This is a genomic window from Haemophilus sp. HMSC071C11, from assembly GCF_001837655.1.
Taxonomy (GTDB): Bacteria; Pseudomonadota; Gammaproteobacteria; order Enterobacterales; family Pasteurellaceae; genus Haemophilus; species Haemophilus influenzae.
The window spans coordinates 1-14,187 of sequence record NZ_KV833443.1 but is presented as its reverse complement, the minus strand read 5'-3'; the positions used below and the strand labels follow the sequence as shown (position 1 = coordinate 14,187).

Genomic DNA, 14,187 nt, shown 5'->3' with positions numbered 1-14,187 from the left:
AAAATGAACAGAGCAGAATTATCACAAAAAATCATTGATACTTGTCTTGAAATGACAAAATTAGGTTTAAATCAAGGCACAGCGGGAAACGTTAGTGTTCGTTATAAAGATGGAATGCTGATTACCCCGACAGGTATGCCATATCACTTAATGAAGACAGAAAATATTGTTTATGTTGATGGAAATGGCAAACACGAAGAAAATAAATTACCATCAAGCGAATGGCAATTTCACTTGAGTGTTTATCATACTCGCCCTGAAGCAAATGCCGTTGTCCACAATCATTCCATTCACTGTGCAGGCTTATCCATTCTCGAAAAACCTATTCCTGCAATTCATTACATGGTAGCCGTAAGCGGCACAGATCATATTCCTTGTGTACCTTATGCAACATTTGGTAGTCACGAATTAGCTAGTTATGTCGCAACGGGAATCAAAGAAAGCAAAGCCATTTTACTAGCACACCATGGTTTAATCACTTGCGGAGAAAACCTAGATAAAGCCTTATGGCTCGCACAAGAAGTAGAAGTATTAGCGTCTTGGTATTTGAAATTACTCTCTACAGGCTTAGAAATTCCACTGCTCAGCAAAGAGCAAATGCAGGTAGTGTTAGGTAAATTCCACACCTATGGATTACGTATTGAAGAATCCTAAATCTTGTTATACCCCATCACTTACATGAGGAAAACATTATGAACGCCAAAGTTTTAGAAAAGAAATTCATCGTCCCCTTTGTGCTTATTACTAGCTTATTTGCTCTTTGGGGATTTGCCAACGACATTACCAATCCGATGGTTGCGGTATTTCAAACAGTAATGGAAATTCCAGCCTCAGAAGCGGCATTGGTACAATTAGCTTTTTATGGAGGATACGGCACAATGGCTATTCCTGCGGCATTATTTGCCAGTCGCTATAGCTACAAAGCGGGGATTCTTCTGGGGCTTGCTCTTTATGCAATAGGTGCATTTTTATTTTGGCCAGCTGCGCAATATGAAATATTTAATTTCTTTTTAGTCTCCCTTTATATTTTAACCTTTGGGCTCGCTTTTTTGGAAACCACTGCCAATCCTTATATTCTCGCAATGGGAGATCCTCAAACAGCTACTCGACGTTTAAATTTCGCACAATCATTTAATCCACTTGGTTCAATTACAGGTATGTTTGTTGCTTCCCAGTTAGTCCTAACTAATCTTGAATCTGACAAACGTGATGCTGCAGGTAATTTGATTTTCCACACCCTGTCTGAAGCAGAAAAAATGAGTATTCGCACCCATGATTTAGCTGAAATTCGCGATCCTTACATAGCACTCGGATTTGTCGTGGTTGCAGTGTTTATTATCATTGGATTGAAAAAAATGCCAGCCGTAAAAATAGAAGAGTCCGGACAAATCAGCTTTAAAACAGCAGTAAGTCGACTGGCTCAAAAAGCCAAATATCGTGAAGGCGTGATCGCACAAGCCTTTTACGTAGGTGTTCAAATCATGTGTTGGACATTTATCGTACAATACGCTGAACGTTTAGGTTTTACTAAAGCTGAAGGGCAAAACTTTAACATCATTGCTATGGCTATTTTTATTAGCAGTCGCTTTATTAGCACGGCATTAATGAAATATTTAAAAGCAGAATTTATGCTGATGCTCTTTGCTATTGGTGGTTTTTTAAGTATTCTCGGAGTTATCTTTATTGACGGTGTATGGGGTCTATACTGCCTAATTTTAACCTCAGGTTTTATGTCTTTAATGTTCCCTACCATTTATGGTATTGCCCTCTATGGCTTAAAAGAGGAATCGACATTAGGAGCTGCAGGTTTAGTAATGGCTATTGTAGGCGGTGCATTAATGCCACCACTACAAGGAATGATTATTGACCAAGGCGAAGTTATGGGACTTCCAGCAGTAAATTTCTCCTTTATCCTACCATTAATCTGTTTTGTAGTAATTGCCATTTATGGCTTCAGAGCTTGGAAAATACTTAAATAGCCAAAATATTGTTTTTATCTGCATCATTAAGAGTGTATTTAAGCTTCTTCACTCAAATGATGCAGATTATGAGCATAAAATCTAACAGACTGAAAGTGCTTATATTTGAAAAAACTAAACAGGATCTAGTTAAACAGATAACGAATGGCACGCCCTAAAGGATTCGAACCTTTGACCCACGCCTTAGAAGGGCGTTGCTCTATCCAGCTGAGCTAAGGGCGCATTCAAAGGATTTCTTTTACAAAAATTTCAAGAAAATACGAAAGAAGTGGTCGGCGAGATAGGATTTGAACCTACGACCCACTGGTCCCAAACCAGTTGCGCTACCAAGCTGCGCTACTCGCCGATAAGTGCGGTCAATTATAAGTTTGTTTTTATTTCAGTCAATGAAATTTTTGATTTTTCAACTTAATTGTTCAAAATTATTCCACTTTAAGAAATATCCCCCTTTTTCATTGTAAAAAAATCATTGTTCGTTAAAATAGCAAACGCTTTCTTTTTCATCACATAATATCAAGGATAGCTCAATGGCCGCAAAAATCATCTCTGGTACTGAACTTTCAAAACAAATTAAAGCTAATTTAGCAGATAAAATAACCCATTATATTGAACAAGGAAAACGCGCTCCAGGACTTGCTGTAATCCTCGTTGGTGCTGATCCTGCTTCGCAAATTTATGTGGGCAATAAACGTAAAAGTTGCGAGGAAGTCGGTATTCTCTCTAAATCTTATGACCTCCCTGAAACAACCACGCAAAATGAATTATTAGCGATTATTGACCAACTTAACGCAGATAAAAATATTGACGGTATTTTGGTGCAACTCCCCTTGCCAAAACAAATTAATGCGGAAGCTATTATTGAACGTATCGATCCTAAAAAAGATGTAGATGGCTTTCATCCTTATAATGTTGGGCGGTTATGCCAACGTATTCCAACTTTACGTGCTTGTACACCTTATGGTGTGATGAAACTATTAGAAACAACGGGTATTGATTTACACGGCAAGCACGCAGTAATTGTAGGCGCATCCAATATTGTTGGCCGCCCAATGTCTTTAGAATTATTATTAGCAGGGGCAACCGTCACAGTAACACATAGATTCACTAAAAATTTGGAAAATCACGTTCGCCAAGCAGATATACTTGTCGTTGCGGTAGGTAAACCAAATTTAATTTCTGGCGATTGGATCAAAGAAAGTGCGGTCGTAATTGATGTTGGAATTAACCGAGTAGATGGAAAATTAGTAGGCGATGTAGAGTTTGATAAAGCAGCCGAAAAAGCGGCTTACATTACACCAGTCCCTGGTGGCGTTGGGCCAATGACCGTTGCAATGTTGATGAGCAATACGCTTTATGCTTATGAACACAATAAATAGATTTGTATAGAACGGTTATGAAAAATGGGTTAAAGCTTCATTTGCTTTAACCCATTTATTTAAATGGCTTTATTGTACTTCTTACGTTTAAATTTATGATCTTCAATCATCATTTATTAAAAGTAAACAATTCTATATTATTTAAGCCAGAACATATAACCCATAGTGGCAATAACTACAACACAGACTAAATTCAGTAAGAAACCAACTTTGACCATTTCACTTTGTTTTACTTGACCAGAGCCAAATACAATCGCATTTGGTGGTGTCGCTACTGGTAGCATAAAGGCACAGGATGCACCAATACCAATAATTAATGCTAAACCAATTTCTGGCATACCCAATGATTGAGCGATAGAAATAAAGATAGGTACAAGTAACGCCGCACTCGCTGTATTAGAAGTAAATTCAGTTAAGAAAATAATGAACGCCGCAACTAATAAACCAATAAGATAGAAATGTTGTCCATCAATCATAAAAACAATACTATCCGCTAAAATTTTACTTGCACCAGAATCCTTCAACACCGCACTTAATGTTAATCCACCACCGAAAAGCATTAATACGCCCCAATCGGTATTTGATTGAATTTGTTTCCAACTTGCAACGCCTGTTGAACAAATAACAATTGCCGCCAATAAGGCTACGATACTATCAAAACTTGCAATGTTTTTTTGTAATCCTAGTAATCCTGAAATAAACGGATTAATTTTACCGCTAAATATCCACGTTAAAGCAATGACTGAAAAAATAATAAACGTCAATATACGCATAGGATTCATTTCAATATTTTCAAAGGTCTGTTCAAAATTGAGATGAAGTTTTGGTTTGAAAATAATATAAAGAATCCCAATCATCAACGGCAACAAAATAATCATTATTGGTAAGCCATACCATAACCAATCAGAAAAAGTTAAATTTAAATTACTTGCTACAATTGCATTTGGTGGGCTTCCTACAAGGGTTCCCATACCACCAATTGATGCACTGTAAGCAATCCCTAACAGCACAAACACATAGGTGTTATGATCTTTTTCGCGATCAAGCTGGCTTAAAATACCCATGGCGAGGGGTAACATCATTGCAGCGGTTGCCGTGTTACTCATCCACATAGAAAGAAAGGCTGTAATCAAAAAGAGATAAATAACTGCGATAAATAAATTACCGCGTGCTAGTGCCATAATCTTATTGGCAATCAATTTATCAAGTTTTTGAATATGCAATGCCGTCGCCAAGGAAAAGCCACCAAAAAATAAAAATATTGTCGGATCAGCAAAACCAACTAAAGCTTGTTTGGTACTAACTAATCCCAATGCCACAGCCAAAAGTGGAACTAATAATGCAGTAATAGTAACGTGTAATGCTTCACTTAACCAAAGCACCGCGATAAAAGCTAATAATGCCAAACCAGAATTAGCTTTTGGTTCAAAAGGTAATACATTTAATAACACAAAAAACAGCACAATATCTAAAATAAAAATAATGCCATTTTTATGACTTCTTAAAGATGCCATCTCACCCATAAAGTTCCTCCGTTAGAGCTATCACTTAAATAGGGTTCAATGTTAAATGAATGTTATAAAGATGCAACGAGCAATATTCAGAAATGTGATCGAGAGCAACAAATTTTAATAAAAACACAATGTACCATATCTTTATTTCAAAATTTTGTTCGAGCAAACGCCGCAGCTTCAGCGATTAATTCATCGCTTGGGCGTTGATGCGTATAAAGTTCAAATTGTTCTACAGCCTGAAGTACAATCACTTCTGCACCAGAAATAGTTTGTTTTCCTCGTGCTTGAGCATAACGAATAAAGGGCGTTTCAACAGGCATAGCCACTACATCAAACGCGACACTAGCATTATCAATGAACGCTTTTGGAAAGGCTAAATCCATTTCTTCCTTGCCCCCTTTCATGCCGATTGGCGTAACATTGACTAAAATATCTGCCTGTTGGTTTTCTAAAGAATTAATGTATGCGTAGCCATAAAGTGCGGCGAGATATTGACCTGTTTTTACGTTGCGTGCGTAAATTTTTAATTTCTCAAAACCTGAATTTTTAAAGGCAGCCACAACGGCTTTTGCCATACCACCACTGCCATGAACAATGACTTTAGCATTTTTATTTAAATGATATTTTTCAATTAATTTTACGATGGCAATGTAATCAGTGTTATATGCACGCAAAAAGCCATTATCGTTCACGATGGTATTTACGGATTCAATGGCTTGTGCTGACGGATGAATTTCATCTAAAAATGGCATACAAGTTTCTTTGAATGGCATTGAAACAGCACAACCACGGATGCCTAATGCGCGAACGCCTTTGATGGCGTGCTCAATATCTTGCGTGGTGAATGCTTTATAAATGAAATTTAACCCTAGCTTGTCGTACAAATAATTGTGAAAGGTAGTACCGAAATTACTCGGACGACCTGATAAAGACATGCAGAGTTGGGTATCTTTGTTGATCATGGTGTCTCCTTATATATTTAAATTCATTCCATCATCAATGCCGATAAAATATTGGTTCATATCGAAAGCAGGTTTTGCTGCTTTATCTTGACTTACAATTCGAGCTGGCACGCCAGCCGCTGTGGCATATTCAGGAACGGGGTTAAGCACAACAGAGTTTGCCCCAATTTTGGCGTATTTACCCACTTCAATATTACCGAGAATTTTTGCACCCGCCCCAATCATAACACCCTCGCGTACTTTGGGATGACGATCGCCTGATTCTTTTCCCGTACCGCCAAGTGTTACCCCTTGCAAAATTGAAACATCATTTTCGATTACAGATGTTTCACCCACAACAATACCTGTTGCATGGTCGAACATGATTCCGTGGCCAATTTTCGCCGCTGGGTGAATATCTACATCGAAAGCTACTGAAATTTGGTTTTGTAAATAAAGGGCAAGGGATTTACGATTTTGATTCCATAAATAATGGGTAATTCGATAGCTTTGAATTGCGTGGAAACCTTTTAAATAAAGCAATGGAGTGGACCACAATTCTACAGCGGGATCTCGGTGGCGGACAGCTTGGATATCGCAAGCAGCGCAATCAATAATCGAAGGATTAGATTGATAGGCTTCCTCAATAATTTCACGGAGAGAAATAGCTGGCATAATAGGATTGGCTAATTTGTTAGCCAATAAATAACTTAGCGCACCACCCAGATTTTGATGCTTTAAAATTGTAGAGTGAAAAAAACTAGCAAGCATAGGTTCGTTTTCAGCAAGTTCTTTGGCTTCTTGGCGAATATGTTGCCACACATCTAATGTCATAATTTCTCCTTTTATTTTATTCGCCTTTACATGCTCGCCCCAAAAGGCTGATTGCTACATCTTGTGCGTTTTTGCCACAAAACAGCATTTGATAAATTTGTTCTGTAATCGGCATTTCCACACCTTGTCTTTGTGCAAGCAAATAGGCTTCTTTTGTATTATAAAAACCTTCTACGACTTGCCCGATATTTTCCATAGCCATTTGGGCATCTAATCCTTTACCTAGCATTAATCCAAAACGTCGATTGCGCGATTGATTATCGGTGCAAGTTAGCACTAAATCGCCCAATCCAGACATTCCCATAAATGTATTGGTATTTGCACCGAGCGAGATACCTAAGCGGGTAATTTCTGCAATACCTCGAGTAATCAGTGCTGTGCGAGCATTTGCGCCAAATCCCATACCGTCTGAAATACCCGCACCAATTGCGATCACATTTTTAATTGCACCACCAAGTTGAACGCCAGTCATATCCGAATTTATATAAACTCGGAAACCTTTACTACAATGAATACGAGACTGAAATTCCCGCGCGAATTGCTCGTTATTGGCAGCAAGCGTAATAGCTGATGGTAGACCTTGCGCTAATTCTTTTGCAAAAGTTGGGCCAGAAAGTACAGCTAGTGGATATTGCGTTCCGAGTTGTTCTTCAACTACGGTTTGTAGTAAACGCCCTGTGTTACGCTCCAGACCTTTTGTTGCCCAAATTAATCGGTGATGGGCTTTTAAGTGCGGTTTAATTTTTATAAGAATTTCACCGAAAGCATGGCTTGGCACCACGATTAAAATATCTTGAGAATATTCCATTGCTTGTGCAAGATTACTTTCTAAATGAAGATCCTCAGGAAAGATGACATCCGGCAAAAAACGATAATTTTGTCGTTCTGTCTGCATTTGTGCGATATGGACGGGATTGTGCCCCCATAAGTGAGTGGGAGAACCATTGCGAGAAAAGGTAATTGCCAGCGCAGTTCCATAAGATCCCGCACCTAGCACAGTGATTGGTGTTTGCGAAGTTATCATATCTACAATTTATCTAGTAAAAGAGGAAATAAGTATAGATATCTTTCGGTAACCTATCAACCACAGGAAAATATTACTTATTCATTTGGCGGAATTTAAACGGCACGATGGATATGCCATTTTTTCCATTTTGTAGTTGATAAAATTGAGGGTAGTTAAAATTATGTTGAACGATATTGTAAGGATTTTTATCGCCTTCCTGTTTGGCGTTTTGATAAAGTTGATTAATCTCCCGCACTTTTTCATCTTTTTCACCATCGCAGTGGCGATAGATTTCGAGATGATTAGATTCATCTAAAATATAAACATTGAAGCTGTGATCAGAATTATCTTCAAAAAAGAATTGTAGGAATCCTTCACTTGCGAAGGCATCCATTTCTGGTGGATAGCGACGACTTTCTTGGTTTGTCTCGCCATCTTCAATTGGTGTTTGTAAAACTTCGTCAAAATCCACCGCACTTTCAGCGTCATTACAGACCGATTCATTTCCGATTTCTTGTAAGCTGATGCCGCGATCTTCAAAAAATAATTGCCAGTTTTTACCCGCTACGCGTAAACGTGACGTTTGGCAAGGTTGTTGAATATCGCCGACTTGGATGCTAACGCATCGATTGACTAATCCCATCACTAATTGACGTAAATCTTGGCGATAACGTTCACTATAACAATAGACTTGGATGGAATCTGGGCGATTAACGCCACGATAAATTTTGTTAGAAAGCACTTTTAGTGCAAGCAAAATGGCATTTTGCCCTTCAAAATGGAGCGTTCGGATTTCGTTCCACACGTTACGATAAGTAAAATCAATACTGCCCACAAGGCTTTGCTCAAGCGATCCAAAACTAAATAAATCTCGCGATGAAATACCCGTTAATACTTCTTCTACTTTGGATGTTGGATCGGTCGTGAGATTTATGGCAATAAACAAGCTACGAATTTCACATTGATTCAATAAATCGCTATTTTTAGGTTGTTTGGCGATGGTGCTTGGAAAAGACTGACGTAAGTTAGTGACAAAGCGTTGCAATGTGCTTAAAGTCACATTCTTGCTAAAAATTGACAATTCGGTTTTTTCTGTGAGTAAATGATTGAAATAAGCCCAAGAAACTAATTTATTCAGGCTTTCTCCGTATTCGATCACCCGTTCTTTGGAGAACATAATATGGTGTATTGGTTGATTGATAAGGTACCAACCATCTTTAAAATGTTTATTGCCACGAACTTCCACAAAAGTCAGGTGTGCTTCTGATAAATTGTGAGATATCTGTGTGTTGAGTAAGGACACTTTGCCGGGAAGTTCTTCAAAAGCAGTATAAAGTTTACGAGAAAGAATGTTGATATCTTGTGGCACGACGCTCGAGTGAATATGATGCTTTCGAGCAAATTCCACTAAATTACGATAACTCAACATTAAAAATTTCATTATGTTATCGTGGTTTTCTTTTACTGCCTTAATTTTCCAAAATGGACGCTTATTGAGATGTTTTACCGTTTCTGCAGACCATCCCCATTCTTGCGCAAGGATTTCCATATAACGAATACGCCAATTATTGGCTTGGTAACGTGCAAAATCTTCCGTTGCTTTCACATAGAAACAACGGTGCACAAAATCCAAACGTTTAAATTCAGAAAGTGCGGTTAAATATTGGGTTACTTTTGCAAGAATGGCAATGTAAGGATCAAAATGGTGATCAGGATTGGTATTGCCTGAAAGTAAATCTCGCTTAAAAGTGCGGGCAATTAAGCAAGTGTTTGGGTATTCCTTGGAATAGGCTTCCAACAACAAAATTTTGAGCACAGATTTATAAGGTGAATCAATCCCTTTATAAAGATGCCATAAACTGGCACCGAAATATTCGTTTGCAGAAAATTGTCCTAAACCGCCGAAATCCACCCAATCATTTGGATCTATTTCCCCTTCAGTAATTAAACGCGCCACCTGTTTTTCATAGTCTTTTTCATTTTCCACCCATAAATGCAACCAAAGTAGAGGTTTACCAGCCAAGCGTACGGCGGAGCGATAGAACTCATCAAGCAATAACATATATTGCGCAGAGCCGCTATTTTCAATAGTCAGTGGGTCAGCATAATGTTCATTGCGGAAACGTTGTTGATCCATCAAATAAAAATTAATTTCCACATTAAATTGCATTGCCCATTCACTAATCCGCTTGGCTTTTTGAGTAAGAAGTGTATATTCATCTGGACTCAAGCCATCACGGACACAAATCCAAGTATCAAGATCTGAAGAAGAGGTTTGACTTATTGAGCCAAAGCTACCCATTACATAAACGCCTAGAATTGGTGGTAAAACTTCGTGAAAATTTACCGCACTTTTGAGTATTGATGGCTTATGATCGGCATAGTGAATACTGTATTCATTGGTGAGCCATTTTTTTTGATAATCAGAAGCAAGGAAATTCGCAATGCCAGAGGGGGCGTGAATAACATAGCCGGGAAGTTGCGGATGGTTTAGGTGTAGAAGTAAAGGTGCAATCGCTAAAACGTGTTGGAATGCATCGCCTGAACCTTGTAATGCACGCTCAAAACGGCGTTGATCCAAGGCGCTAACCCATTGTTTTGCTTGTGCTAGATTACATTCCACGTGGTGTCCCTACCAGAACAACAAAAATTGGCGAACAATTTACCACTTAGGGAGTATAAATGCAAAAAAATGTGACATAAATCACAATTTTTTTAAAATATATTATAAGTTTTACCTATCAACAATCAAAATGACTTTTTTACCTAAGAGTGGTAGGATAGCACCTAATTTTATTGCGTAAATAGCTTAATTCTGCCGATATAAAAATCTATATTTTCTATTATTAGTGGATAGCTTGATATTTTTCTTATCAACGCAAAGTATTATAAAATACCTTACTCAATATCACTTATTAAGGAATTGATATGGCAAAAGAGCAACCTAACGACCTCACTGAACAACTTACAGATACGCCCAAAACAGCTGTTGAACAAGCTGAAACAATGCAGTCTGTTCCGCAAACTATTGTGAAAAAAACGGGTACAGCATTGAGTTTATTAGCAATACTTGTTGCGCTAGGTATTGGTGGAGCTGGATACTATTTTGGTCAGCAACAAATAGCTGAAATTCAACAGAAATTAACCGCACTTGAAAATCAAACGGGAGCAAATCTTTCCTCAAATAACACCAATAACAATAAACGACTTACACAATTAGAACAGAGTTTAAAAACTGCACAAGAAAATATAGCTCAACTGGAACAATTAATTGTAAGCAAAACAGGGGAAATAACATCCTTACAAACTCAAATGAAACAAGTAAGTCAGCTTGCCATCGCACAACAACCAAGCGATTGGTTATTTTCCGAAGCTGATTTTTTACTAAATAATGCCCTGCGTAAACTTGTTTTAGATAACGATGTTGATACAGCGGTTTCTTTATTAAAATTAGCTGATGAAACCCTCGTCAAGGTTAATAATTCACAAGCAAATGAAATTCGTAGTGCAATCAATCAAGATTTAAAACAACTTCTTTCGCTTTCAAGTGTGGATCAAAATGCGATAATGCAAAAACTGTCACAGCTTGCAAACACAGTCGATGAATTACAGGCTTTGAATGTAAATTTTGATGAAACATCTAAAAATAATGATAAATTATCCAACAACATTACTGACTGGCAACAAAATATTGAAAAAAGTGCAACCTCTTTCCTAAATCATTTTATTCGTATTTCGCCAAAACAAAATTCAAATAAAAAAGAATTACTTGCACCAAATCAAGATATTTATCTTCGTGAGAACATTCGTCTACGTTTACAGCTTGCGATTATGGCAGTTCCTCGTCAGCAAAATGAACTTTATAAGCAATCTCTAGAAGCTGTTTCTTCTTGGGTTCGTAGCTATTTTGATACAAACGCTGAAGTAACACAAAATTTCTTAAAATTAGTAGATGGATTGACTGATACTTCTATTTATGTAGATGTACCAGAGCAATTAAAAAGTTTAACATTACTTGACAAATATCTTAATCGTACAGCTTTAGATCTACAAAAAGTGGAAATTGAAGCAGACAAGGCGATTGATACAATGCCTAAAGTAGAAGCTGTTAAACCAACACAATCTGAATCACAACAATAAGGATAAGTCTATGTTTAGAGTGCTCTTTTTAATGCTGACATTGCTTGTAGGACTTGTAGCAGGGCCTTATATTTCTGGTCAGCAAGGTTATGTGCGCATTGAGACAGCAAATCGTATTATAGAAATGTCCATCACTACCTTAGTGATTTTTTTCATTATTTCTTTAGCAATAATTTATGCTTTTGAATGGGGCATCACTCGTTTCTTTCGTTTAAGTCGTAGCTCTTATCAATGGTTTTCTAATCGCAAACGTGTAAAAGCGCAAAAACAAACCCTTGAAGGCTTGGTAAAAATGAATGAAGGGGATTACGCTAAAGCAGAAAAATTAATTGGCAAAAATGCTAAACATTCTGCTGAACCTGTACTAAATCTCATCAAAGCAGCAGAAGCTGCTCAACAACGTGGCGACGAATTTAGTGCAAATCGCTATTTAATTGAAGCGACAGAATTAGCCGGCTCTGATAATTTGCTCGTGGAAATTGCCCGTACTCGCATTTTATTGCAACAAAACAAGTTACCTGCAGCACGCAGTTCTGTAGATAGCTTATTAGAAATGGCTCGTCGCAATAAAGAAGTATTAAAACTCGCGGTAGAAATTTATCTTCGCTCTAAAGCCTATCAAGCTCTAGATAAAATTTTAGACAATGTTGCGAATAGCGGTTTATTCAATGATGAAGAATTCAAAGATCTTCGATCTAAAACCGAAAATGGTTTACTCGACGAGAAAATGAACGAAGAAGGAATTGATGGCTTACTAACTTGGTGGAATCAGCAACCTCGTCATCGCCGTAACAATATTGAACTTAAAATTAGCCTTATTCAACGTTTAATTGACTGTAATGATCATGAATCAGCTACTGAATTGACATTTGAAATACTGAAAAAACTCGGTGACAATACAGCAATCAGTTTACCTCTTTGTACTCAAATTACACGTTTACAACCAGAAGATAACAGTAAACTTCTCAAGCTAATAGAAAAACGTGCAAAACGTGTGGATGAAAAACAAAAATGCTGTATCAATCGTGCTTTGGGTTATTTATATGTTCGTAACAATGAATTTATTAAAGCAGCAGATGTATTCAAAAACGTGATCGCTTGCCCTGAACAATTAGAACAAAATGATTTGATGATGGCATCTTATGTATTTGAACAAGCGGGCGATAAAGCATTAGCTGAACAAGTTCGCCAAGAGAGTTTGAAATCAGTGATGGCAATTCAGGATGTCATTCCAGAAAGTGCGGAAGAAAAAACAGAAGAAAATTCAACCGCACTTTTAGAAAGCAAATCTGAGTAGCTCAACTAAAAAGACAAAACGCACTTCAAGTGAAGTGCGTTTTTTGTTGTTTTGAATCTAAAACTATATATTTTTCAGTTTATTAGAATATAACACCAAACAGAGTGCGATCACCATAATCAAAATTGCGCCTGCAAATAAGATGGTATCCACCGAGCTTTCATGATTAACAATGATTAAACGCAACATCGCAGTGATCCCAGCATAAATAAAATAGCGTAAAGGGAAGTGATATCCGCTTTTAAAATACTGCACAATCAAACCAATAAACCCGAAATATAAGAAAAACATTACTGCTTGTTCAGCAACATCATAAGGTACAACAGACGAAGTGTTAAGCACCATCATAGATAAAGTATAAGTTATTTTTACAAGGGCAATAATAAGCACAATCGCTAGCGCAATCAACGCTGTACAAAGCACAATTTTCAATACATCAGTAATGATTCGTGGCAATTTTTCTAATTCTAGGGACTCTTCCATTTTTATTCCTTACAACAAAATTAAGACTCGTATACTAATGTAAAATTATAAAACTGGTCAAAATTATTTAAAAATAATTATTAGAAATTATTATATTCCTACGCATTTAAATGCGATCACATAATAAAGTTTATGAATAAATGTCACATTTACACTACAAGAATAGGATTATTTCTCACAAGAAAATTTTTACAATGTAGTAAATTATTGAAAATGAAAGGTTTTTTAATGGCAGGGGCGGAGAGGCTCGAACTCCCAACACCCGGTTTTGGAGACCGGTGCTCTACCAATTGAACTACGCCCCTATTGGTATCAATAAACTATGATATGAATTGGCGGAATGGACGGGACTCGAACCCGCGACCCCCTGCGTGACAGGCAGGTATTCTAACCAGCTGAACTACCACTCCGCTAAAAATGATGATTGGCAGTGCCTTACTCTCACATGGGGAAACCCCACACTACCATCAGCGTTACAACATTTCACTTCTGAGTTCGGTATGGTATCAGGTGGATCTATTGCACTATCTCTGCCAAAAATTTTTTATTTTTTTAATTTACTCAATGAATAAACTAAAAAAATAAAACCTGGCGGTGCCCTACTCTCACATGGGGAA

The 14,187-nt window shown here is 37.4% G+C and carries 11 protein-coding genes, 4 tRNA genes and 1 rRNA gene; 5 read left to right on the top strand and 11 right to left on the bottom strand.

All coding sequences use genetic code 11. The features are described 5' to 3' along the window. The first annotated feature begins 3 nt into the window (after nucleotides 1-3). Both fucA and fucP read left to right on the top strand, forming a co-directional pair. Nucleotides 4-654: an L-fuculose-phosphate aldolase gene (fucA, locus tag HMPREF2644_RS07310; RefSeq protein WP_005648575.1), complete on the top strand. Its 651-nt coding sequence runs from the start codon at nucleotides 4-6 to the stop codon at nucleotides 652-654. A gap of 38 nt (nucleotides 655-692) precedes the next feature. Next, nucleotides 693-1,979 (top strand): L-fucose:H+ symporter permease, encoded by a 1,287-nt coding sequence (fucP, locus tag HMPREF2644_RS07305; RefSeq protein ID WP_005668621.1) that lies wholly within the window; start codon nucleotides 693-695, stop codon nucleotides 1,977-1,979. 145 nt (nucleotides 1,980-2,124) lie between these two features. Here the strand turns inward: fucP and HMPREF2644_RS07300 are convergent. Beyond that, nucleotides 2,125-2,201, bottom strand: a tRNA-Arg gene (locus HMPREF2644_RS07300). A 47-nt stretch (nucleotides 2,202-2,248) separates the two neighbouring features. After that, nucleotides 2,249-2,325, bottom strand: a tRNA-Pro gene (locus tag HMPREF2644_RS07295). Nucleotides 2,326-2,506: 181 nt separating this feature from the next. Here HMPREF2644_RS07295 and folD point away from each other — a divergent pair. Beyond that, entirely contained in the window at nucleotides 2,507-3,355 is an 849-nt protein-coding gene (gene folD, locus HMPREF2644_RS07290; protein ID WP_005654480.1) for a bifunctional methylenetetrahydrofolate dehydrogenase/methenyltetrahydrofolate cyclohydrolase FolD, read from the top strand. A 137-nt stretch (nucleotides 3,356-3,492) separates the two neighbouring features. Here the strand turns inward: folD and HMPREF2644_RS07285 are convergent, their stop codons facing one another. From HMPREF2644_RS07285 to HMPREF2644_RS07265, 5 genes are all read right to left on the bottom strand, one after another. After that, on the bottom strand, nucleotides 3,493-4,878 hold the full coding sequence (locus HMPREF2644_RS07285) for a DASS family sodium-coupled anion symporter (RefSeq protein WP_005688232.1): 1,386 nt from the start codon (nucleotides 4,876-4,878) through the stop codon (nucleotides 3,493-3,495). A gap of 137 nt (nucleotides 4,879-5,015) precedes the next feature. After that, entirely contained in the window at nucleotides 5,016-5,831 is an 816-nt protein-coding gene (locus HMPREF2644_RS07280) for a shikimate 5-dehydrogenase (protein ID WP_005692744.1), read from the bottom strand. A 9-nt stretch (nucleotides 5,832-5,840) separates the two neighbouring features. Beyond that, nucleotides 5,841-6,644: a serine O-acetyltransferase gene (gene cysE / locus HMPREF2644_RS07275; RefSeq protein ID WP_005694542.1), complete on the bottom strand. Its 804-nt coding sequence runs from the start codon at nucleotides 6,642-6,644 to the stop codon at nucleotides 5,841-5,843. Nucleotides 6,645-6,660: 16 nt separating this feature from the next. Continuing rightward, nucleotides 6,661-7,668 (bottom strand): NAD(P)H-dependent glycerol-3-phosphate dehydrogenase, encoded by a 1,008-nt coding sequence (gpsA, locus tag HMPREF2644_RS07270; RefSeq protein WP_011272190.1) that lies wholly within the window; start codon nucleotides 7,666-7,668, stop codon nucleotides 6,661-6,663. A gap of 73 nt (nucleotides 7,669-7,741) precedes the next feature. Continuing rightward, nucleotides 7,742-10,273, bottom strand: coding sequence for a class I adenylate cyclase (locus HMPREF2644_RS07265; protein WP_070828354.1), 2,532 nt, complete (start codon nucleotides 10,271-10,273; stop codon nucleotides 7,742-7,744). Between the two features lie 305 nt (nucleotides 10,274-10,578). Between HMPREF2644_RS07265 and HMPREF2644_RS07260 the strand changes: the two genes are divergently transcribed. Both HMPREF2644_RS07260 and HMPREF2644_RS07255 read left to right on the top strand, forming a co-directional pair. Beyond that, the gene (locus HMPREF2644_RS07260; RefSeq protein ID WP_005668488.1) at nucleotides 10,579-11,790 is read left to right on the top strand and encodes a uroporphyrinogen-III C-methyltransferase; all 1,212 of its coding nucleotides are present in this window, start codon (nucleotides 10,579-10,581) and stop codon (nucleotides 11,788-11,790) included. A 10-nt stretch (nucleotides 11,791-11,800) separates the two neighbouring features. Then, nucleotides 11,801-13,087 (top strand): heme biosynthesis protein HemY, encoded by a 1,287-nt coding sequence (locus tag HMPREF2644_RS07255; protein WP_005661525.1) that lies wholly within the window; start codon nucleotides 11,801-11,803, stop codon nucleotides 13,085-13,087. A gap of 63 nt (nucleotides 13,088-13,150) precedes the next feature. On the opposite strand, the gene psiE is transcribed toward HMPREF2644_RS07255, so the two are convergent. From psiE to rrf, 4 genes are all read right to left on the bottom strand, one after another. Continuing rightward, nucleotides 13,151-13,570 carry a phosphate-starvation-inducible protein PsiE gene (psiE, locus tag HMPREF2644_RS07250; protein WP_005661523.1) on the bottom strand — a complete coding sequence of 140 codons (420 nt, stop codon included), beginning with the start codon at nucleotides 13,568-13,570 and terminating at the stop codon, nucleotides 13,151-13,153. Nucleotides 13,571-13,799: 229 nt separating this feature from the next. Next, nucleotides 13,800-13,875 (bottom strand) — tRNA-Trp (locus tag HMPREF2644_RS07245). 28 nt (nucleotides 13,876-13,903) lie between these two features. Further along, nucleotides 13,904-13,980, bottom strand: a tRNA-Asp gene (locus HMPREF2644_RS07240). A gap of 12 nt (nucleotides 13,981-13,992) precedes the next feature. Further along, nucleotides 13,993-14,108: ribosomal RNA gene (gene rrf, locus HMPREF2644_RS07235) — 5S ribosomal RNA — on the bottom strand. Between the last annotated feature and the right edge of the window lie 79 nt (nucleotides 14,109-14,187).

Coding starts and splice junctions, on each gene's coding strand:
- HMPREF2644_RS07280 (WP_005692744.1), bottom strand. CDS start 5,831: ATGATCAACAAAGATACCCAACTCTGCATGTCTTTATCAGGTCGTCCG.
- fucA (WP_005648575.1), top strand. CDS start 4: ATGAACAGAGCAGAATTATCACAAAAAATCATTGATACTTGTCTTGAA.
- HMPREF2644_RS07255 (WP_005661525.1), top strand. CDS start 11,801: ATGTTTAGAGTGCTCTTTTTAATGCTGACATTGCTTGTAGGACTTGTA.
- HMPREF2644_RS07285 (WP_005688232.1), bottom strand. CDS start 4,878: ATGGGTGAGATGGCATCTTTAAGAAGTCATAAAAATGGCATTATTTTT.
- HMPREF2644_RS07260 (WP_005668488.1), top strand. CDS start 10,579: ATGGCAAAAGAGCAACCTAACGACCTCACTGAACAACTTACAGATACG.
- folD (WP_005654480.1), top strand. CDS start 2,507: ATGGCCGCAAAAATCATCTCTGGTACTGAACTTTCAAAACAAATTAAA.
- fucP (WP_005668621.1), top strand. CDS start 693: ATGAACGCCAAAGTTTTAGAAAAGAAATTCATCGTCCCCTTTGTGCTT.
- psiE (WP_005661523.1), bottom strand. CDS start 13,570: ATGGAAGAGTCCCTAGAATTAGAAAAATTGCCACGAATCATTACTGAT.
- cysE (WP_005694542.1), bottom strand. CDS start 6,644: ATGACATTAGATGTGTGGCAACATATTCGCCAAGAAGCCAAAGAACTT.
- gpsA (WP_011272190.1), bottom strand. CDS start 7,668: ATGATAACTTCGCAAACACCAATCACTGTGCTAGGTGCGGGATCTTAT.